The following is a 20,310-nucleotide window of genomic DNA, read 5'->3' on the forward strand; positions in this document are numbered from 1 at the left end:
AGCCTGTTCGTGCAGATGGCCGGCGCCCGGCTTGACCGGACTGCATCTAACCGGGACCCGGCCACCTGCACCAGGTGTGCTTCCGTCAACCGGAAACGCACCCGAGTTTTTTTGCTGCGAAAGTCGGAAAGACTACTCGCCGCGGTTCTTCTGGATGATCTCGTCGGCAAATGCCTTCGGGACCTCGGCGTAGCTGTGGAACGTCATGGAATACACAGCGCGGCCCTGGGTCTTGGAACGCAGGTCACCGATGTAGCCGAACATCCCGGACAGCGGGACGTGCGCACGGATGACCTTGACACCCTGTGCATCTTCCATGGACTGCATCTGGCCACGGCGGGAGTTGAGGTCACCGATAACTTCACCCATGTATTCCTCAGGGGTGCGGACCTCTACATCCATCAGCGGTTCGAGCAGGATGGGGTTCGCCTTGCGTGCGGCTTCCTTGAAAGCCATACGGCCGGCAATCTTGAACGCCATTTCCGAAGAGTCAACATCGTGGTATGCGCCGTCAATCAGCGTCGCCTTGATGCCAACAACCGGGTATCCGGCCAGGACGCCGTCGTTCAGTGCATCCTGGATACCGGCGTCAACCGACGGGATGTATTCGCGCGGAATACGGCCACCAGTGACCTTGTTCTCGAACTCATACAGCTCGCCGTCGGACGTGTCCAAGGGCGCGATGGCAATCTGGATCTTTGCGAACTGGCCCGAACCACCGGTCTGCTTCTTGTGCGTGTAGTCGTGACGCGCAACAACATTCTTGATGGTTTCGCGGTAAGCGACCTGCGGCTTGCCGACGTTGGCCTCGACCTTGAATTCGCGGCGCATGCGGTCCACCAGGATATCAAGGTGAAGCTCGCCCATGCCGGCGATGATGGTCTGACCGGTGTCCACGTTGAGGGAGACCTGGAAGGTCGGGTCCTCAGCGGAGAGCTTCTGGATGGCCAGGGAGAGCTTCTCCTGGTCACCCTTCGTGTTCGGTTCGATGGCAACCGAGATCACGGGCTCCGGGAAGCTCATGGACTCGAGTACGATCTGGTTGCTGGAGTCACACAGGGTGTCGCCCGTGGTGGTGTCCTTCAGCCCGATCGCTGCGTAGATGTGGCCGGCGGTAGCGCCCTCGACAGGCATTTCCTTGTTGGCGTGCATCTGGAACAGCTTGCCGATGCGCTCCTTCTTGCCCTTGGTGGAGTTGACCACCTGAGCACCGGCTTCGACGTGACCGGAGTACACGCGGATGAAGGTGAGCTGGCCGAAGAAGGGGTGGGTCGCAATCTTGAACGCCAGAGCCGAGAACGGCTCCTCGGAGGAAGGCGCGCGGGTCAGTTCCTTCTCTTCGTCGCGGGGATCGTGACCGATCATCGGCGGGACGTCGAGCGGGTTCGGCAGGTAGTCAACCACGGCGTCAAGCATCGGCTGAACGCCGCGGTTCTTGAACGCGGAGCCACAGAAGACCGGGTAGAGCTCGGAATTGATCGTCATCTTGCGGATGCCGGCCTTGAGCTCCTCGACGGTGAGTACTTCACCTTCGAGGTACTTCTCCATGAGCTCTTCGGTAGCGTCAGCCACCGTCTCAACGAGAGCAGCGCGGTATTCCTTGGCCTTCTCCAGCAGATCCGCGGGGATCTCCTGGATCTCGTACTTGGCGCCCATGGTGACGTCACCCTTGGAGTCACCGGGCCAGACCAGCGCACGCATTTCCAGGATGTCGACAACGCCGATGAAGTCGTTCTCGGCACCGATCGGCAGCTGCATAACGAGCGGCTTGGCACCGAGGCGGCCGACGATGGTGTCTACCGTGAAGTAGAAGTCAGCGCCGAGCTTGTCCATCTTGTTGACGAAGCAGATACGCGGAACGTTGTACTTGTCAGCCTGGCGCCAAACGGTCTCAGACTGGGGCTCGACACCTTCTTTACCATCGAACACAGCGACGGCGCCGTCGAGGACGCGCAGTGAGCGCTCAACCTCGACAGTGAAGTCAACGTGGCCGGGGGTGTCAATGATGTTGATCTGGTTGTTGTCCCAGAAGCAGGTCACGGCGGCAGACGTGATGGTGATGCCGCGTTCCTTTTCCTGTTCCATCCAGTCAGTCGTCGAAGCGCCGTCGTGCGTTTCGCCGATCTTGTGGTTCACACCTGTGTAGAACAGAATGCGCTCGGTGGTGGTGGTCTTGCCAGCATCGATGTGGGCCATGATGCCGATGTTGCGGACCTTACTAAGGTCTGTAAGCACGTCCTGTGCCACGGTGTCTCCCTTTCGGATGGACTACGCGTTCGCCGCCGGCTCAGTCGAGCCGGCGGCGTCCGGGAAGTATTACCAGCGGTAGTGTGCGAAGGCCTTGTTGGACTCGGCCATCTTGTGGGTGTCTTCGCGACGCTTCACAGCGGCACCGAGACCGTTGGAGGCATCCAGGATTTCGTTCTGGAGGCGCTCGGTCATGGTCTTTTCACGGCGGGCCTTGGAGTAGCCAACCAGCCAACGCAGGGCGAGGGCGGTGGAGCGGCCCGGCTTGACCTCAACCGGAACCTGGTAGGTAGCGCCACCAACGCGGCGTGAGCGGACCTCGAGGGAAGGCTTGACGTTTTCCATGGCCTTCTTGAGTGCTGCTACGGGGTCGCCGCCGGACTTGGCGCGGGCGCCTTCGAGGGCACCGTAAACGATGCGCTCTGCGGTGGACTTCTTACCGTCAACCAGCACCTTGTTGATCAGCTGGGTAACCAGCGGGGAGCCGTAAACGGGATCTAGTACGAGCGGCCGCTTGGGGGCCGGACCCTTGCGAGGCATATTACTTCTTCTCCATCTTTGCGCCGTAGCGGCTGCGTGCCTGCTTACGGTTCTTCACACCCTGGGTATCGAGGGCGCCACGGACGATCTTGTAACGGACACCGGGGAGGTCCTTCACGCGACCGCCGCGAACGAGCACAATGGAGTGCTCCTGCAGGTTGTGGCCGACACCGGGGATGTAAGCGGTAACTTCAACGCCACCGTTGAGGCGCACACGTGCAACCTTACGAAGAGCCGAGTTCGGCTTCTTGGGGGTGGTGGTGTAAACGCGGGTGCAAACACCGCGGCGCATCGGGCTGCCGTTAAGCGCGGGAGCCTTGGTCTTTTTGACCTTAGGCGTGCGGCCCTTGCGGACCAGCTGGTTAATCGTAGGCACTCTCGTGTTCTCCGTTGGTTTGATCTCTACCTTCACGCTCAGGCGCCAGCCTGAGCACAATGGTTTTGGCGTTGTTCCTTGCAGCTGCGGCCTCTGGAAACTTGCGTAGGCGTGCAGAAGCGTGGCATTCGTTGCGCACCTTACCCGCAACCCGGAAACAAGCTCCACCCAGCATCATGAGAACAAAACCAAAATGATGCTGCGGCGGCCTTCATCCACTGCCACACAGAACAATTACACAAAGTTTAGCACGGCTGGACCCGGGCCCTTAATCGGGTGTAGACGAAAGGCCCCGCCTCCACCAAGTGGAAACGGGGCCTTTCAACGCAATCGACTAGCGGAAATCGTTGCCGAGATCGTAGTCATCCAGCGGGATGGCGTGGAACTCAGGAGCTCCGTCGCCGCCCAGGGAGTCGTACGAGAAGTCACTGAATGCGCTGGGGCCGGTGAACAGGTTGGCCTTTGCTTCCTCAGTGGGCTCCACGGTGACCTCGGTGTAGCGCGGGAGACCCGTGCCGGCCGGGATCAGCTTACCGATGATGACGTTCTCCTTGAGGCCGAGCAGCGGGTCGCTCTTGCCTTCCATGGCCGCCTGCGTCAGGACGCGGGTGGTCTCCTGGAAGGAAGCTGCGGACAACCAGGACTCCGTGGCCAGGGACGCCTTGGTGATGCCCATGAGCTCAGGACGTCCGGAAGCCGGAGTCTTGCCCTCGGACACAACGCGGCGGTTGGCCTCCTCGAAGCGGCTGCGCTCGGCGAGCTCGCCGGGGAGCAGATCCGATTCGCCGGATTCGATGACCGTGACGCGGCGCAGCATCTGGCGGACGATAACCTCGACGTGCTTGTCGTGGATACCGATACCTTGGCTGCGGTACACGCCCTGGACCTCGTCCACCAGGAACTTCTGCGCGGCACGGGGACCCATGATGCGCAGAACCTGCTTGGGGTCCACCGGACCGTTGATGAGCTTCTGGCCTACTGTGACGTGCTCGCCATCCTCGATGAGGAGGCGTGAACGGCGCAGTACCGGGTAGGCGATCTCTTCAGAGCCGTCATCCGGGGTGATGACCAGGCGCATCTGACGCTCGGACTCTTCGATGGCGATGCGGCCGGCTGCTTCAGCAATCGGTGCGACACCCTTCGGAGTACGGGCTTCGAAGAGCTCCTGGATACGCGGCAGACCCTGGGTGATGTCTTCTCCACCGGTGGCGGAAACAGCACCACCGGTGTGGAACGTACGCATGGTCAGCTGGGTACCGGGCTCACCGATGGACTGTGCGGCGATGATGCCGACAGCCTCGCCGATGTCCACGGTCTTGCCGGTGGCCAGCGAACGGCCGTAGCACAGGGCGCAGGTGCCGACGCTGGACTCACAGGTGAGTACAGAGCGGACCTTGACCTCGGTGATGCCGGCTGCGAACAGCTCAGCGATAACGACGTCGCCGCAGTCGGTGCCGCCGGCGGCAAGGACGTTGCCCTTGGAGTCCACAACGTCAACAGCGAGCGTACGAGCGTAGGCGCTGTTCTCGACGTTCTCGTCCAGGACCAGCTCGCCGTTGGCGTCCGGCACGGCGATTGGCGTGACCAGGCCGCGCTCGGTGCCGCAGTCCTCTTCGCGGACGATGACGTCCTGCGACACGTCCACCAGACGACGGGTCAGGTAACCCGAGTTGGCGGTACGCAGCGCGGTGTCAGCCAGACCCTTACGGGCACCGTGCGTGGCGATGAAGTATTCCAGCACCGACAGGCCCTCGCGGTAGGAGGACTTGATGGGACGCGGGATGATTTCACCCTTAGGGTTGGCCACCAGGCCACGGATACCCGCGATCTGACGGACCTGCATCCAGTTACCACGTGCACCGGAGGACACCATACGGTTGATGGTGTTCATCGGCGACAGGTTGTCACGCATCACCTGGGCGATCTCGTTCGTTGCCTTGTTCCAGATCTCGATCAGTTCCTGGCGACGCTCGTCGTCGTCGATCAGGCCCTTGTCGTACTGGCCCTGGATCTTGGCAGCCATGATTTCGTAACCGGCCAGGATCTTCGGCTTGTCCTTGGGTACCTCGATGTCCGAGATGGCGACGGTAACGCCCGAGCGGGTGGCCCAGTAGAAACCGGCATCCTTCAGGTTGTCCAGCGTTGCCGCCGTGACCACCTTCGGGTAGCGCTCGGCGAGATCGTTGACGATCGTGGACAGTTCGCCCTTGTCCGCAACGTTCTCAACCCACGGGTAATCCGCCGGCAGCGTCTGGTTGAAGATGACCTGGCCAAGGGAGGTCTGGACGAGCACGGTCTGACCCGGCTCGTAGCCTTCCGGAGCTTCCCAGTCCGCGTACGGAACGAAGCCTTCAAGGCGGATCCTGACCTGCGAGTTCAAGTGCAGCTCGCGGAGGTCGTAGGCCATGATGGCTTCGGCAACCGAGGAGAAGACGCGGCCTTCGCCAGCTGAACCGACACGCTTGGTGGTCAGGTGGTAGAGACCGATGATCATATCCTGCGAAGGCAGGGTAACCGGGCGGCCGTCGGACGGCTTCAGGATGTTGTTCGAGGACAGCATCAGGATGCGTGCCTCAGCCTGGGCCTCGGGGCTCAGCGGCAGGTGGACTGCCATCTGGTCACCGTCGAAGTCAGCGTTGAAGGCGCCACAAACCAGCGGGTGGAGCTGGATTGCCTTACCTTCAACAAGCTGCGGTTCGAACGCCTGGATGCCAAGGCGGTGCAGGGTAGGTGCACGGTTGAGCAGCACCGGGTGTTCGGTGATGATCTCTTCCAGCACGTCCCAGACCTGCGGACGGTAACGCTCGACCATACGCTTGGCCGACTTGATGTTCTGTGCGTGGTTGAGGTCAACCAGGCGCTTCATCACGAACGGCTTGAAGAGCTCCAGTGCCATCTGCTTAGGCAGACCACACTGGTGCAGCTTCAGCTGCGGGCCGACGACGATGACCGAACGGCCGGAGTAGTCAACGCGCTTGCCGAGGAGGTTCTGGCGGAAACGGCCCTGCTTGCCCTTGAGCATGTCGCTCAGGGACTTCAGCGGACGGTTGCCCGGACCGGTGACCGGACGGCCACGACGGCCGTTGTCGAAGAGGCTGTCAACAGCTTCCTGAAGCATGCGCTTCTCGTTGTTGACGATAATCTCCGGGGCACCGAGGTCAAGCAGGCGCTTGAGGCGGTTGTTGCGGTTGATCACACGGCGGTAGAGGTCGTTGAGGTCGGAGGTCGCAAAGCGGCCACCGTCCAGCTGGACCATCGGGCGCAGTTCCGGCGGGATCACCGGGACGGCGTCCAGCACCATGCCGAGCGGGCTGTTGTTGGTGGTCAGGAACGCGTTGACCACCTTCAGGCGCTTCAGGGCACGGGTCTTGCGCTGGCCCTTGCCGTTGGCAATGATGTCGCGCAGCAGGTCAGACTCGGCCTGCATGTCGAAGTTCTCAAGACGCTTCTTGATGGCTTCGGCACCCATGGAGCCTTCGAAGTAGATGCCGTAACGGTCCCGCAGCTCGCGGTAAAGGCCTTCGTCGCCTTCAAGGTCAGCGACCTTGAGGGTTTTGAAGCGCTCCCAAACCTGCTCCAGGCGATCAATCTCGGCGTCGGCGCGCTTACGCACGTTGGCCATCTGGCGATCCGCAGAGTCGCGGGCCTTCTTTTTATCGGCAGCCTTGGCACCTTCACCTTCGAGGCGCGCGATCTCGTTTTCGAGGTCACGGGCGATCGTGGCGATGTCGGAGTCGCGGTTGTCGATCAGCTGCTTCTTCTCGATGTCGTGCTCAACCTGAAGGTTGGGCAGTTCCTCGTGGCGGCTGTCGGCGTCGACGCTGGTGATCATGTAGGCAGCGAAGTAGATGACCTTTTCGAGGTCCTTCGGTGCCAGGTCAAGGAGGTAGCCCAAACGGGACGGAACACCCTTGAAGTACCAGATGTGCGTGACCGGGGCGGCCAGCTCGATGTGGCCCATGCGCTCACGGCGGACCTTCGCACGGGTGACTTCGACGCCACACCGCTCGCAGATGATGCCCTTGAAGCGCACACGCTTGTACTTACCGCAGTAGCATTCCCAGTCGCGGGAAGGGCCGAAGATCTTCTCGCAGAAGAGGCCGTCCTTCTCGGGCTTGAGCGTGCGGTAGTTGATGGTTTCCGGCTTCTTAACCTCGCCGTAAGACCAGCCACGGATGTCATCCGCGGTGGCAAGGCCGATCTGCATGAGGCCGAAGGAGGATTCGCTGGACATATGGTCCCTGTTCTCTCTTGTTCTCTAAATTCTGAAGTCTTGGTTACGGGAAGAGGGAGGTGATGCCCTGGGAAAAGACAGCGCGGCGGGCCGACTGCTTTTCCCAAGACATCAACCTGCTAAACCTCTTCTACGGAACTGGGCTCTGCACGAGACAGATCGATGCCCAGTTCTTCCGCAGCCGTGAAGACTGCGTCATCAGAGTCACGCATTTCAATTGTGGTTCCGTCCGTGGAAAGTACTTCCACGTTCAGGCACAGCGACTGCATTTCCTTGATCAAGACCTTGAAGGACTCAGGAACGCCCGGCTCGGGGATGTTCTCGCCCTTGACGATTGCTTCGTAGACCTTCACACGACCGTGGATATCATCCGACTTGATGGTGAGGAGTTCCTGGAGCGTGTACGCGGCGCCATAAGCTTCCAGCGCCCACACTTCCATCTCACCGAAGCGCTGGCCACCGAACTGTGCCTTACCACCCAGCGGCTGCTGCGTGATCATGGAGTACGGGCCAGTGGAACGGGCGTGGATCTTGTCGTCCACCAGGTGGTGGAGCTTCAGGATGTACATGTAGCCGACCGAGATCGGATCCGGGAACGGCTCGCCGGAGCGGCCGTCAAAGAGGCGGGTCTTGCCTGAGGAGTTGATCAGGCGTTCGCCGTCGCGGGTGAGGTTGGTGGAGTCCAGCAGACCCGTGATTTCCTCTTCACGGGCGCCATCGAACACCGGCGTTGCAACAGTGGTCTGGCCACTCTCGCGCGGCAGGTTCGGCAGCTGCTTCATCCACTCGGGCTCGCCTTCGATCTTCCAACCGGTCTTGGCAACCCAGCCGAGGTGCGTTTCCAGCACCTGGCCGACGTTCATACGGCCCGGAACACCCAGCGGGTTCAGGACAATATCAACGGGGGTACCGTCGGCAAGGAAGGGCATGTCCTCGATCGGGAGGATCTTGGAGATAACGCCCTTGTTGCCGTGACGGCCGGCGAGCTTGTCGCCGTCGGTGATCTTGCGCTTGGCGGCCACGTAGACGCGCACCAGCTGGTTCACGCCCGGGGGCAGTTCGTCGTCGTTGTCGCGGTCGAAGACGCGGACCCCGATGACGGTGCCGGACTCGCCGTGCGGAACCTTCAGGGAGGTGTCGCGCACTTCGCGGGACTTCTCACCAAAGATGGCGCGCAGCAGGCGCTCTTCCGGGGTCAGTTCGGTTTCACCCTTCGGGGTGACCTTTCCGACCAGGATGTCGCCGGCTTCAACCTCGGCACCGATGTGGATGATGCCGCGCTCGTCCAGGCCTGCCAGGACTTCCTCGGACACGTTGGGGATGTCACGGGTGATTTCCTCGGCACCAAGCTTGGTGTCGCGGGCATCGATCTCGTGCTCCTCGATGTGAATGGAGGAAAGAACGTCCTCGGCAACAATGCGCTGCGAGAGGATGATGGCGTCCTCGAAGTTGTGGCCTTCCCATGACATGAATGCCACAAGCAGGTTCTTACCGAGGGCGAGTTCGCCCTGGTCCGTTGCCGGACCGTCGGCGATGATGCCGCCGACCTCGAGGCGCTGGCCTTCGTTCACCAGGACACGGTTGTTGTAGCAGTTGCCCTGGTTGGAGCGGGCGAACTTGTTGATGCGGTAGTTGGTTTCCGTACCGTCGTCGTTGAGCATGATGACCAGCTCAGCGGAGACCTCGGTAACCACACCGGCCTTCTTCGCGATGGTGACATCACCGGCGTCGACGGCGGCGGCGCGCTCCATGCCGGTGCCCACGAACGGGGCCTCGGAACGGACCAGCGGCACAGCCTGGCGCTGCATGTTGGCACCCATAAGTGCGCGGTTAGCATCGTCATGCTCGAGGAACGGGATCAGGGCCGTAGCCACCGACACCATCTGGCGCGGGGAAACGTCCATGAACTCGACCTCGCCGGCGGGAACCAGCACAGGCTCGCCTCCACCACCACGGGCGCGGACCAGGACGGTCTCTTCTGCGAACTTCTTGTTCTCATCCAGCGGAGCATTGGCCTGTGCGATCAGGACCTCTGCCTCGTCGTCGGCCGTGAGGTACTGGACCTCATCGGAGACAACGCCTTCAGCGACGAGACGGTAAGGAGTCTCGATGAAGCCGAACGGGTTGATGCGGCCGTAGGATGCCAGCGAACCGATCAGACCAATGTTCGGGCCTTCAGGGGTTTCGATGGGGCACATACGTCCGTAGTGGGACGGGTGAACGTCTCGAACTTCCATGCCTGCGCGGTCACGGGACAGACCACCCGGGCCAAGCGCGGACAGACGGCGCTTGTGGGTCAGACCCGAGAGCGGGTTGTTCTGGTCCATGAACTGCGACAGCTGCGACGTTCCGAAGAACTCCTTGATGGCTGCAACAACAGGGCGGATGTTGATCAGTGTCTGCGGCGTGATGGCCTCGACGTCCTGGGTGGTCATCCGCTCGCGGACAACGCGCTCCATACGGGAGAGGCCGGTGCGGACCTGGTTCTCGATGAGCTCGCCGACGGCGCGGATACGGCGGTTGCCGAAGTGGTCGATGTCATCGATATCAACGCGCAGTTCGTGGTCCTGGCCGTCGCGCTTGCCCGTGAGGGTCTTCTCGCCGGCGTGCAGGGCAACCAGGAACTTGATCATGGCTACGATGTCTTCAACGTGCAGGACCGACGCTTCCTTGTCGCCAAGGGAGCGGTCGATGCCAAGTTTGCGGTTGATCTTGTAACGGCCAACCTTGGCCAGATCGTAGCGCTTGGAGTTAAAGTACAGGTTGTCCAGGAGGGACTGGGCAGCCTCGACTGTGGGCGGCTCGCCCGGTCGCAGCTTCCGGTAGATGTCCAGCAACGCGTCTTCGCGGGTCTCGGTGGCGTCCTTCTCCAGCGTTGCACGCATGGAGTCGTACTGGCCGAACTCTTCGAGGATCTGGCCTTCGGTCCAGCCGAGGGCCTTCAGCAGAACGGTGACGGACTGCTTGCGCTTGCGGTCGAGACGAACGCCGACCTGGTCGCGCTTGTCGATCTCGAGTTCGAACCATGCACCGCGGGACGGGATGATCTTGGCAGTGAAGATGTCCTTGTCACTGGTCTTGTCGGCGGTGCGCTCAAAGTAGGCGCCCGGTGAACGGACCAGCTGGGAGACGACGACACGCTCGGTGCCGTTGACGACGAAGGTGCCCTTCTCCGTCATGAGGGGGAAGTCGCCCATGAACACGGTCTGCTGCTTGATTTCGCCCGTGTTGTTGTTCATGAACTCGGCCTTGACGTACAGCGGTGCCGAGTAGGTTGCGTCCCGGTCCTTGCATTCGGCCATGGTGTACTTCGGATCAGCGAACTCCGGATCGGAGAAGCTCAGGGACATGGTGCCCTGGAAGTCCTCGATCGGGGAGATTTCTTCGAAGATGTCCGACAGTCCGGACGAGGTGGCGACGCTGAGATCGTTTTCTTCGACGGCCTTCGCTACGCGCGCCTGCCAGCGTTCGTTTCCGACCAGCCAGTCGAAGCTGTCCGTCTGCAGGGCAAGGAGATTCGGAACGTCCAGCGGTTCGTGAATCTTTGCGAATGAGAGCCGGCGAGTGGCACCATCAGTGCTGTCGGCGGTGTTAGCGGTTTCGTTATTAGAGGTGCTCGAGGCGACCAAGAGGGATCCTTCCACAGACCTTCAGGCGTTTTCAGATCTCCCCCGCTGTGCACCCTGCGGAATGACTCCGCAGTGCTACCATCCGGTTCCGCTATATGACCCGGGCCGGGGCTTTCCATCCAATGACGTTGTTGACGGCACGTTGATGGTCAGCTGCCAGGCAAAGCCCACCGCTATATGAAGGCTGAAGGTAAACAGGGAAGACGCAAATATCTACGATACGGCAAAATCAATTACGTGTCTACCCCACAACCGGACTTATTGCAAGCACTGATTTTTTGGCGTCCGGCCCGGGTTTCGCTCCCCGCCCGCCGGGTTCAACCACCGGACGGGCAACCCTTGGAGCGGACGTCAGAGGCGAAGCGTAACGCCCGCTGCCGTGCATTCGCCTGCGTTGGCGAAGACTGCGTCACGCACACCGTCCTTGGAAGCCTGCTCGGGCTCGCCACCGCTTTTCGCGGCCGTCGAGTGGTCAAGCGCGAGGACGCTGAGCGAGGTAAACAGTCCCACCAGGTTCCCCGACGCCGTGTCCTTGGCGTCCTGGGCGGCAAAGTAGATGTCCTCGTGGGCGTTCGAATCATCCTTGATGGCCTTGTAATCGGCGTAGAGCGAGTTGAACGTCTCGCACGCTTCCTTAACGCCTCCGGACTGTGGCGTTGATGCGTCGGAAGAGCGCGACGGCGACGCCGTGGAAGGTGCGGGGGCGGACACAGCGGGGGCTGCTGTTGACGTTGTGCTGTCCGGCGCAGGGGTGGCAACACTGCAGGCCGTGAGTCCGGCAAGGCTGGCCATGGCTGCTGCGGCGAGGATTCTCTTCAAGATGCTGCTCCCTGTTTTTGCGTTGCTGTGATGCTTGTCGTCTTCGCCGTCCACCCTACGCACCACCGCGACCACGCGCACATCCAGCGGATGGGTAGTTCTCCCCTGCCGGCTGTCACGGTAAGAAAATGGAATCACCGGCGCCCCTTCGGCGTTTGGATTAATGGGTGAGATGCCTCACGGTAGCCTTGGAAGTACATCGATTCAGAGCGGAAGAGATCACAATGGGCAACTCCAACGACAATACTGACGTTGTTATCCTGGCCGGTGCGCGCACGCCGCAGGGCCGGCTCAACGGGCAACTGGCGAGCTTCACCGCCGTCGAACTCGGCGCGCATGCGATCAGGTCCGCGATTACCGCGAGCGGCGTAGAGGCCAGCCAGGTGGACGCCGTCATCATGGGCCAGGTCCTGCAGGCCGGTGCCGGGCAGAACCCCGCACGCCAGAGCGCAATTGGCGCGGGAATCGGCTGGAATGTTCCCACTGTCACCATCAACAAGGTGTGCCTGTCCGGGCTGACCGCTGTGATCGACGCCGCCCGGATGATCCGCAGCGGCGACGCCACCGTGGTGGTGGCCGGGGGCCAGGAGTCCATGACCCGCGCTCCCCACCTGTTGCCCGGCTCGCGCCAGGGCTGGACCTACGGCGCCATCCAGGCGTTGGATGTCGCGGCGCATGACGGCCTCACGGATGCGTTCGACGGCCAGTCCATGGGGCTGTCCACCGAAACCAAGAACCTGACGCTGGGCATCGACCGGACTTCGCAGGACAACGTGGCAGCCCTCTCGCACCAGCGTGCCGCGCTGGCGGCAAAGAACGGCGTCTTCGACGACGAGATCGCGCCCATAAGCGTCAAGCAGCGCAAGGGCGATCCCATTATTGTCTCCACCGATGAAGGCATACGGCCGAACACGTCCGTCGAGTCCCTGTCCGGGCTGCGGGCTGCCTTCGTAAGCGACGGAACCATCACTGCGGGCAATTCCTCCCCCCTGTCCGACGGCGCCTCCGCGCTGGTGCTGGCATCGCGCCGGTTCGCGGAGGAGAACGGGCTGGAATACCTGGCTGTGGTGGGGAAGCCCGGCCAGGTTGCCGGTCCGGACAACTCCCTGCATTCGCAGCCGTCCCACGCCATCATGAACGCCCTGCAGCGGGCGGAATGGACCACCGCCGACCTGGACTTCATCGAAATCAACGAAGCCTTCGGTTCAGTCGCCGTGCAGTCGCTGAAGGACCTGGACTACCCGCTGGAGAAGTGCAACATCCACGGCGGCGCCATTGCCCTGGGCCACCCGATCGGGGCGTCCGGTGCGCGGTTGGCGCTGCACGCCGCCCATGAACTTAAACGGCGGGGCAGCGGCAGGGCCGCGGTGTCCCTGTGCGGCGGCGGCGGCCAGGGCGAAGCGCTCCTGCTGTACCGGGACTGATGGTGGGGCAGGTCAACAACGGGAGCGCCGCCGTCGGACGTCAGCGTTTCCTGGCCGATGCTGCAGGGCGCGGCCTGGACGTGCAACTTGTGGAGCGACTGGCCGCGCGGAGCCTCGAAGAAGCTGCCGGGATCCTGGGCATCACGCCGGCGGACATCGTGAAATCCCTGGTGGTCAAGCATAAAGACGGGACGTTTCTGTTCGCGCTGATTCCTGGCGACCGGCAGATCTCCTGGCCCAAACTGCGGACTCTGGTGGGCGTCAACAAGCTCTCGTTGCCGCCCGCGGAGGTGGCACTGGACGCGACCGGCTACGAACGCGGGACCATCACCCCGCTCGGCAGCACCACCGCCTGGCCGGTGTACGCGGACGCCAGCATCGCCGGCCGCCGCATCTCCATGGGGGCAGGCGAGCACGGCTACAGCGCCTTTGTGGACGCCGACGCCCTTACCGCAGCCCTGGGCGCCGTCGTCGCCGATATTTCCGAACCGAACTAGCCCCGCCCACAGCAACGCGGGGTCACTTACGGCCCATCAGTGGGCACTTCATGGGCCGTATGTGACACCGCGTTGGGTTAAATGCAGGAAAACCCCGCCCACCGAAGTGGACGGGGTTTTCCGTGAAGCGGCGTGAGTTACTTGAGGGTAACGGTTGCGCCGGCAGCCTGGAGCTGCTCCACTGCCTTTTCGGCAGCTTCCTTGGTGACGCCTTCGAGAACAGCCTTGGGAGCGCTGTCAACAACGTCCTTAGCTTCCTTGAGACCCAGGGAAGTGATGGCGCGAACTTCCTTGATCACTGCGATCTTCTTCTCGCCAGCGTGCTCGAGGATAACGTCGAATTCGGTCTGCTCTTCAGCTTCTTCAGCGGCGCCGCCACCGGCGGGGCCAGCAACAGCAACTGCAGCTGCAGTAACTTCGAAGGTCTCTTCGAAGAGCTTGACGAACTCGGAGAGCTCGATGATGGTCAGTTCCTTGAAAGCTTCAATGAGCTCTTCGTTGGTGAGCTTCGCCATGGTGTGGCGTCCTTCCTATAGGTGGTGCTTGGCGGCCTGGGCCATTGCCTTCACACCGGAGTCTGGTGGGTGAAGAGAAACTAGTTCTCTTCGGCAGCGGGTGCCTCGGCGGGTGCCTCAACACCAGCCTCTGCAACTGCTTCGGGGGCTTCGTCTGCGGCCGGAGCTTCTTCAGCGGCGGGAGCCTCGGCAACTGCCGGTGCACCGTTCTCTTCTTCAAGTTTGAGGCGCAGTGCGTCAATCGTGCGTGCAGCGGCGGCAGCAGGTGCCTTGAGGATGCCTGCAACCTTGGCGAGCTGCAGCTCGCGGGACTCGAGCGCTGCCAGTGCAGAAACTTCGCTGGCGTTCAGTGCCTTGCCCTCGAAGTAACCGGTCTTGATGACCAGCTGCTTGTTGGCCTTGGCAAAATCCGTCAGGCTCTTGGCAGCTGCAACTGCGTCACCCTTGATGAACGCGATTGCAGTGGGGCCGGCAAGCTGGCCGTCGAATGCTTCGACACCGGCTTCCTTGGCTGCAATAGCGGTCAGGGTGTTCTTGACGACCGAGAACTTGGTGTCCTGGCCGAGAGAAACACGCAGCTGCTTGAGCTGTGCAACGGTGAGCCCACGGTATTCGGTCAGGACAGCGGCGTTCGATTCCTTGAAATCGTTAGCGATCTCAGCTACTGCTGAAACCTTTGTAGGCGTTGCCATAACCCTCCTTCCGGGGATAGTGCCGGTATGCGACGGTCCCCGCTCAGATGAGCTAAAACTAAAAAACGCCCCGCGCAGATGCACGGGGCTTGGCTCAACACGGTTTTCACTGTGGAGCGTTGCTTCGTTCACCTGCGCCGGCCGCCCTATGTTCAGGGTCCTTCGTCCAGAAATACATTTGGCCTCCCGCACACAACTGCAGAGTTGAGCTGCGTTCAGGAGAATGGATTTCCAACAACCGACGGTCTTTGGTACTTCCAGCTTACGGGACGGGCGGCCGGAGAACCAAATCGGCCTCAGCTCTTACTGGTACCCAGGAACGCAAGTTCCTTCTGCCAGATGCCGGTCACGCCGGCCGTGGTGAAGCCGAGCTGCTGGTTCACCGTCAGCAGGTATCTGTTCTCCGGCGCGTTCCAGGTGTAGATGACACGGGCATCGGGGAACTGCTCGGTGAGCCGCTCCATGTTGGCCACCTTGATCAGCAGCCCCAGCTTGTTCCCGCGGTGCTCCTGCAGGACCAGGGTGTCGTCCTGGAACACCACGTCGGGCCGGTGGGCCAGGACGCTGATGGTGGTCAGGCCCACCAGGGCCCCGGTGGCCAGATGCTCGACGGCGGTGACCACCGTCCGTCTCCCCTGCGCAATGGTGACCTCTTCCGCCTCACGGAGGATGCCGCCGTCGAACACCATGTCCTGCTCAACAGGAGTCTCCAGGGAAGGGTCGACGTCGGCGCCCGCCTGGTTCTCCAACACGGCCACGGCTTCCAGCCACTCATCCGGGCAGCGGTCTGTCCAGTGATGGAGCCGGTAACGCCCATTGTTGGCTTCATCCGCCTCGGCCTGGAGATCGGCTACGAGCTTGCTGTCCAGCGGCAGCGCACAGGCGCTGAACTGTTCGATGTGCTGCAGCGTGTAACCGGTCCGGCGCGCGAATTCGACTTCCCGGCTGTCCAACGGCACAAAGCCCTGGCCTGACCCCGGCACCAGCTGGGCCGCCTCGAACTCATGCAGCGACGCACCGGGATGGTTGGTGTCAACGAGGATCAGTGTGCGGCCCTCGCTGCGCGCCAGGTGTTCGGCCGCGAGTAACAGCTTGCGGCCCACCCCCTGGCGCTGGAATTCCGGCAGGATGTCCAACGTGAACTCCGCCATGTCCAGGTTGTCAGTCAGCGGCAGGGCGATGTCCACCGTACCGATGATCTGGTCCCCGGCCTTGGCCACCAGGATGACTTGGCGTTCAAAGGGATCGGCCAGCTCCAGGAGCTTCTCCAGCGGTGTGTACGCAAGGTCATCGCTGCCCCACGTCTGCATCCGGACTTTACGGCCCACCTCTACGGCAGCAAGAAAGTCCACAGCGTCAGTTGCGTCCAAGGTGTCCGGGATCCACAGCTGCTCGATCCGTACGTCTTCTGCCATCAGGTGCGTCATCCCAGCCGTTTCTGCCATTCGCCCTCATAACCAGCAGGTTTGAATCCGAGCAAATTATTTATCGCCAGCATATGCCGGTTTTCCACGGCGTTCCATGTCAGCACCGATCGCGCCGCAGGCCATCGATGCTGGGCGGCGCGGAGGTTCGCCGCCTTGATCAGCAATCCCAGCCTCTTCCCGCGGTGCCCGGAAGAGACAAGCGTGTCCTGCTGGGTAATGCCCGCAGGAATGCCCGGCCGCCAGTTCAGGACCGTGTAGGCGACGAGCTTTCCGGTGGGCCTGTGCAGCGCTGCTGCAACCTGGATCTGCACGCCGCCGCGGCTGTTGGACTGTTCCTCCTGCCGGACCCTGGCAGCGTCCCAGTCCTCGGCGTCCCAGTCCAGGCCGGCAACAGGGACATCCGTGCTCATCCGGTTCTTGAGGACTGCGTATTCAGCCACAAGCTCGTCAGGACACGCGTCAGACCAGCCCGCCATAGTGTAGCCGGTTGCCAGTGAAGACGCTTCCATCTCCAGGGCGTCGAGTCGATTCTCCGGTACCGGCAGCGTGAGCCTGCTGGACCTCTCCACCTGCTCGAGTTCGTAGCCCGCACCGGCCGCAAAGGCCACGGCAGGGTCATCTGCGGGGAGCCCGCCCGCGCCCGATTTGGCGGGGATCAAGCGGGCCGCCTGCTCCACCGTCCCGGCGGGCAGCTCACAGTAGGCATCAAAGGAAGTGCGGCCACTGTTCGCGGCCACAGCCTCGGCGTGCGCCAGCAGCCGGCGGCCCCAACCCTGACGCCGGAAGGCAGCCGACACGTCCACCAGGATCCCTGCAGTGGACGTGTTTTCGCGAAGGGGCAGGGTTACGGAGCAGGTTCCCACCGTTTGCTGGCCCAGCTGTGCTATGAAGAGCCGGCGTTCCTCATACTCATTGCCGCGCCAGTATTCCAGGCTCTCCATGGCCGTGGGGCAGCGGTCCAGATCGCCCCATTTCTCCAGTTCATGCTTCTCGCGCAACGTGTGGCACTGGTGGAAGTCCATCACGCCGCCGGTGCCGCCGGCACTGTGGTCTGTCCCGGCGTCGAGCGCTGAAGGAATGGCGACTGCGGTGATCTTCAGCTGCTGGCCGGTCATGCCCTCAAGCCTAACCATCCGCACGGTTCAGTGGGGTAAAACCAAAGAACCGCCCGGCGCAATGCCGGACGGTCCCAGGGTGTGCCGGAATAAACCGGCGGAAGTGCTGCTGAGGACTAGACCTCGGTCAGGACCTTTGTGACGTTGGGGTCGACGGCGATGCCGGGACCGAACGTGGTGGCCACGGTAGCCTTCTGGATGTAGCGGCCCTTGGAAGCGGACGGCTTCAAACGAAGCACCTCTTCCAGTGCTACTGCGTAGTTCTCGGCCAGCTTGATGGCGTCGAAGGAGACCTTGCCGATGATGAAGTGCAGGTTCGAGTGCTTGTCGACGCGGAAGTCGATCTTGCCGCCCTTGATGTCGTTGACAGCCTTGGCCACATCTGCGGTCACGGTGCCGGTCTTCGGGTTCGGCATCAGGTTACGGGGACCCAGGACCTTACCAAGACGGCCAACCTTGCCCATGAGGTCAGGGGTGGCAACGGCTGCATCGAAGTCGGTCCAGCCGGCTGCGATCTTTTCGATCAGGTCATCGGAACCAACGAAGTCGGCGCCGGCAGCGATTGCTGCCTCAGCCTTGTCGCCCGTTGCGAAGACCAGGACGCGGGAGACCTTACCGGTGCCGTGGGGCAGGATAACGGTGCCGCGGACCATCTGGTCAGCCTTGCGAGGGTCAACGCCCAAGCGGAAGGCAACCTCAACGGTGGCGTCGAACTTGGACGGGTTGGTGTCCTTGGCGAGCGTTACTGCCTCGAACGGCGCGTAGAAGTTCTCCGCGTCGATCTTGGCGGCTGCTGCCTCATATGCTTTGCTGCGCTTTGCCATGCTGCTTATTTCTCCTTGTGCAGTTGTGGTCTGCGGACCGCGCTGGGCCCTGCCACAGCCGAGGATCCTGCATGGATCCTGCGACATTTCAATGTTTCAGTGGTGCCGGTTTCCCGACGGTGAAGGCGCTATTAGCCTTCTACGGTGATACCCATGGAGCGGGCGGTACCGGCGATGATCTTCGCTGCGCCTTCGAGGCTGGTGGCGTTGAGATCTTCCATCTTGGTGGTGGCGATCTCGTTGACCTGGGCCTGAGTCAGCTTGGCAACCTTGACGGTGTGCGGGGTGGGTGAACCCTTGGCAACGCCTGCAGCCTTCTTGATGAGCTCTGCAGCCGGCGGGGTCTTGGTGATGAACGTGAAGGAACGGTCCTCGTAGACCGTGATTTCCACGGGGATAACGTTTCCGCGCTGGGCTTCTGTTGCAGCGTTGTACGCCTTGCAGAATTCCATGATGTTGACACCGTGCTGGCCAAGCGCAGGACCGATCGGCGGGGCCGGGTTAGCGGCGCCTGCCTGGATCTGCAGCTTGATGAGGCCGGTGACCTTCTTCTTGGGAGCCAATGTAAGGTCCTTCTCTCAATATCTTCCTGGGACACAGGAGCGTGCCTCAGGTTGGTGGCCGCCATGGCGAGGCGGCCGGCCGTTCCGGGGCTGCTAAGCGGGCAGTCCGGAACGAATTCTGTGCGGGATATTAGATCTTGCTGACCTGGCTGAATGCCAGGGTGACCGGGGTTTCGCGTTCGAAGATCGACACGAGCACCACGAGGGTCTGGGATTCCACCTTGATCTCGGAGATCGTGGCGGGGAGGGTCTCGAACGGACCTTCCTTGACGATGACCGATTCGCCGACCTCGAAGTCGATGTCAATCTGGGCGGCAGCGTGCTTGACGGGCTTGCCCTTTTCGGCCTGCTCTTCTTCGAAGACCGGCGCGAGCATGGAGAAGACTTCGTCCAGGCGCAGCGGTACCGGGTTGTGGGCGTTGCCCACGAAGCCGGTCACACCGGGAGTGTGGCGGACGGCGCCCCAGGAGGCATCCGTCAGGTCCATGCGGACCAGGACGTAGCCGGGGATCCGGACGCGGTTGATGACCTTGCGCTGAGCATTCTTGATCTCAACGACCTCTTCCATGGGCACCTGGATTTCGAAGATGTAATCTTCCATGTCCAGGGTCTGGATGCGGGTCTCAAGGTTGGCCTTGACGCGGTTTTCGTAGCCGGCGTAGGAGTGGATGACATACCAGTCACCCTCCTGGCGGCGCAGCTTGGCTTTGAATTCGTCGGCGGGGTCAACCTCGGCCTTGGCAGCCGCGGCTGCCAAGGCGTCTGCATCAGCGTCGTCACCCTCTGAGTCGCCCTCAGCAAGTTCGCCTTCTACGGCGTCACCCTCTGAATCGGCATCCTCTGAATCGTCTGAATCGTCGGCGGAATCGGCGTCGGCGGAATCGGGCGCAGCGGACTCAACCTCGGACTCTTCACCGGCTTCAGCCGTGGGGGCCGCCGTGTTGTCCGTGGACTCTTCCAGCTCAGTCTCGGTTACCTCGAGCTCCTGCTCAGACACTTGGTCTCCTGCTTCCTCATTGCCTAACATGCCTATTTAAATGGCTCAATTCCGCACACCGCGTGGATTCTTCCGGTTTAGCCGGACAAGGCCACGCGGCCTGCGGACGATATGCCTTAGCGGTCCGTGGGAGCGATCCCGCCAAAGACCCAGCTGACCGCGGTTCCAAAACCGATGTCCAGCAGGCTGACGATCACCATCATGATGGCCACGAACACCAGCACCACGAGCGTGTAATTGATCAGTTCCTTGCGGGTTGGTGCAACAACCTTCTTCAGTTCGCCGATGACCTGGCGAATGAAGAGTGCAATACGAGCGAAGAAGTTTGCCTTGGCGTCCTTCTTAGCTGGGCGGCCCTTGGAGCTGCTGGCAGCTGTTTCGGTCACCTGGTCCTCGCTCATCTTTGCAATG

The 20,310-nt window shown here is 62.0% G+C and carries 16 protein-coding genes; 2 read left to right on the plus strand and 14 right to left on the minus strand.

The window, feature by feature from the left end:
* Positions 1-132: 132 nt before the first annotated feature.
* The 6 genes from fusA to AC50YA_RS06420 form a co-directional block, all read right to left on the minus strand.
* The gene (fusA, locus tag AC50YA_RS06395) at positions 133-2,247 is read right to left on the minus strand and encodes an elongation factor G (RefSeq protein WP_494981478.1); all 2,115 of its coding nucleotides are present in this window, start codon (positions 2,245-2,247) and stop codon (positions 133-135) included.
* Between the two features lie 69 nt (positions 2,248-2,316).
* The gene (gene rpsG / locus AC50YA_RS06400) at positions 2,317-2,787 is read right to left on the minus strand and encodes a 30S ribosomal protein S7 (RefSeq protein WP_011692813.1); all 471 of its coding nucleotides are present in this window, start codon (positions 2,785-2,787) and stop codon (positions 2,317-2,319) included.
* 1 nt (position 2,788) lies between these two features.
* Entirely contained in the window at positions 2,789-3,163 is a 375-nt protein-coding gene (gene rpsL / locus AC50YA_RS06405; RefSeq protein ID WP_011692814.1) for a 30S ribosomal protein S12, read from the minus strand.
* Positions 3,164-3,497: 334 nt separating this feature from the next.
* Complete coding sequence (locus AC50YA_RS06410; protein ID WP_494981479.1) at positions 3,498-7,397, minus strand: DNA-directed RNA polymerase subunit beta'; 3,900 nt, start codon at positions 7,395-7,397, stop codon at positions 3,498-3,500.
* A 119-nt stretch (positions 7,398-7,516) separates the two neighbouring features.
* A complete protein-coding gene (gene rpoB, locus AC50YA_RS06415) occupies positions 7,517-11,026 on the minus strand; it encodes a DNA-directed RNA polymerase subunit beta (protein ID WP_160673135.1) in 3,510 nt (1,169 codons plus the stop codon).
* 351 nt (positions 11,027-11,377) lie between these two features.
* On the minus strand, positions 11,378-11,845 hold the full coding sequence (locus AC50YA_RS06420; RefSeq protein WP_494981480.1) for a hypothetical protein: 468 nt from the start codon (positions 11,843-11,845) through the stop codon (positions 11,378-11,380).
* A gap of 224 nt (positions 11,846-12,069) precedes the next feature.
* Here AC50YA_RS06420 and AC50YA_RS06425 point away from each other — a divergent pair, with 224 nt between their 5' ends.
* Positions 12,070-13,269, plus strand: a complete 1,200-nt coding sequence (locus AC50YA_RS06425; protein WP_494981481.1) for an acetyl-CoA C-acetyltransferase — start codon at positions 12,070-12,072, stop codon at positions 13,267-13,269.
* Positions 13,269-13,766: an aminoacyl-tRNA deacylase gene (locus AC50YA_RS06430; protein ID WP_494981482.1), complete on the plus strand. Its 498-nt coding sequence runs from the start codon at positions 13,269-13,271 to the stop codon at positions 13,764-13,766. Before AC50YA_RS06425 ends, AC50YA_RS06430 begins: the two co-directional genes overlap by 1 nt.
* A 137-nt stretch (positions 13,767-13,903) precedes the next feature.
* Here the strand turns inward: AC50YA_RS06430 and rplL are convergent, their stop codons facing one another.
* The 8 genes from rplL to secE form a co-directional block, all read right to left on the minus strand.
* The gene (rplL, locus tag AC50YA_RS06435; RefSeq protein WP_160673147.1) at positions 13,904-14,281 is read right to left on the minus strand and encodes a 50S ribosomal protein L7/L12; all 378 of its coding nucleotides are present in this window, start codon (positions 14,279-14,281) and stop codon (positions 13,904-13,906) included.
* A gap of 80 nt (positions 14,282-14,361) precedes the next feature.
* The gene (rplJ, locus tag AC50YA_RS06440) at positions 14,362-14,973 is read right to left on the minus strand and encodes a 50S ribosomal protein L10 (protein ID WP_494981483.1); all 612 of its coding nucleotides are present in this window, start codon (positions 14,971-14,973) and stop codon (positions 14,362-14,364) included.
* A 296-nt stretch (positions 14,974-15,269) separates the two neighbouring features.
* Positions 15,270-16,388, minus strand: a complete 1,119-nt coding sequence (locus tag AC50YA_RS06445; protein WP_494981613.1) for a GNAT family N-acetyltransferase — start codon at positions 16,386-16,388, stop codon at positions 15,270-15,272.
* A gap of 8 nt (positions 16,389-16,396) precedes the next feature.
* Entirely contained in the window at positions 16,397-17,515 is a 1,119-nt protein-coding gene (locus AC50YA_RS06450) for a GNAT family N-acetyltransferase (protein WP_494981484.1), read from the minus strand.
* Between the two features lie 116 nt (positions 17,516-17,631).
* The gene (rplA, locus tag AC50YA_RS06455; RefSeq protein ID WP_494981485.1) at positions 17,632-18,339 is read right to left on the minus strand and encodes a 50S ribosomal protein L1; all 708 of its coding nucleotides are present in this window, start codon (positions 18,337-18,339) and stop codon (positions 17,632-17,634) included.
* A gap of 131 nt (positions 18,340-18,470) precedes the next feature.
* Positions 18,471-18,902: a 50S ribosomal protein L11 gene (rplK, locus tag AC50YA_RS06460; protein ID WP_024365990.1), complete on the minus strand. Its 432-nt coding sequence runs from the start codon at positions 18,900-18,902 to the stop codon at positions 18,471-18,473.
* Positions 18,903-19,032: 130 nt separating this feature from the next.
* Positions 19,033-19,899: a transcription termination/antitermination protein NusG gene (gene nusG, locus AC50YA_RS06465; protein WP_494981486.1), complete on the minus strand. Its 867-nt coding sequence runs from the start codon at positions 19,897-19,899 to the stop codon at positions 19,033-19,035.
* Positions 19,900-20,015: 116 nt separating this feature from the next.
* The gene (gene secE / locus AC50YA_RS06470) at positions 20,016-20,300 is read right to left on the minus strand and encodes a preprotein translocase subunit SecE (protein ID WP_111906645.1); all 285 of its coding nucleotides are present in this window, start codon (positions 20,298-20,300) and stop codon (positions 20,016-20,018) included.
* Positions 20,301-20,310 lie beyond the last annotated feature (10 nt).

It is taken from the genome of Pseudarthrobacter sp. RHLT3-21 (genome assembly GCF_059383495.1).

Bases quoted from the DNA above. Each gene is read 5' to 3' on its own strand.
- AC50YA_RS06450 (WP_494981484.1), bottom strand. From the start codon at position 17,515: ATGACCGGCCAGCAGCTGAAGATCACCGCAGTCGCCATTCCTTCAGCG.
- rplL (WP_160673147.1), bottom strand. From the start codon at position 14,281: ATGGCGAAGCTCACCAACGAAGAGCTCATTGAAGCTTTCAAGGAACTG.
- AC50YA_RS06410 (WP_494981479.1), bottom strand. From the start codon at position 7,397: ATGTCCAGCGAATCCTCCTTCGGCCTCATGCAGATCGGCCTTGCCACC.
- AC50YA_RS06425 (WP_494981481.1), top strand. From the start codon at position 12,070: ATGGGCAACTCCAACGACAATACTGACGTTGTTATCCTGGCCGGTGCG.
- AC50YA_RS06445 (WP_494981613.1), bottom strand. From the start codon at position 16,388: ATGGCAGAAGACGTACGGATCGAGCAGCTGTGGATCCCGGACACCTTG.
- secE (WP_111906645.1), bottom strand. From the start codon at position 20,300: ATGAGCGAGGACCAGGTGACCGAAACAGCTGCCAGCAGCTCCAAGGGC.
- AC50YA_RS06430 (WP_494981482.1), top strand. From the start codon at position 13,269: ATGGTGGGGCAGGTCAACAACGGGAGCGCCGCCGTCGGACGTCAGCGT.
- rplJ (WP_494981483.1), bottom strand. From the start codon at position 14,973: ATGGCAACGCCTACAAAGGTTTCAGCAGTAGCTGAGATCGCTAACGAT.
- rpsG (WP_011692813.1), bottom strand. From the start codon at position 2,787: ATGCCTCGCAAGGGTCCGGCCCCCAAGCGGCCGCTCGTACTAGATCCC.
- rplA (WP_494981485.1), bottom strand. From the start codon at position 18,339: ATGGCAAAGCGCAGCAAAGCATATGAGGCAGCAGCCGCCAAGATCGAC.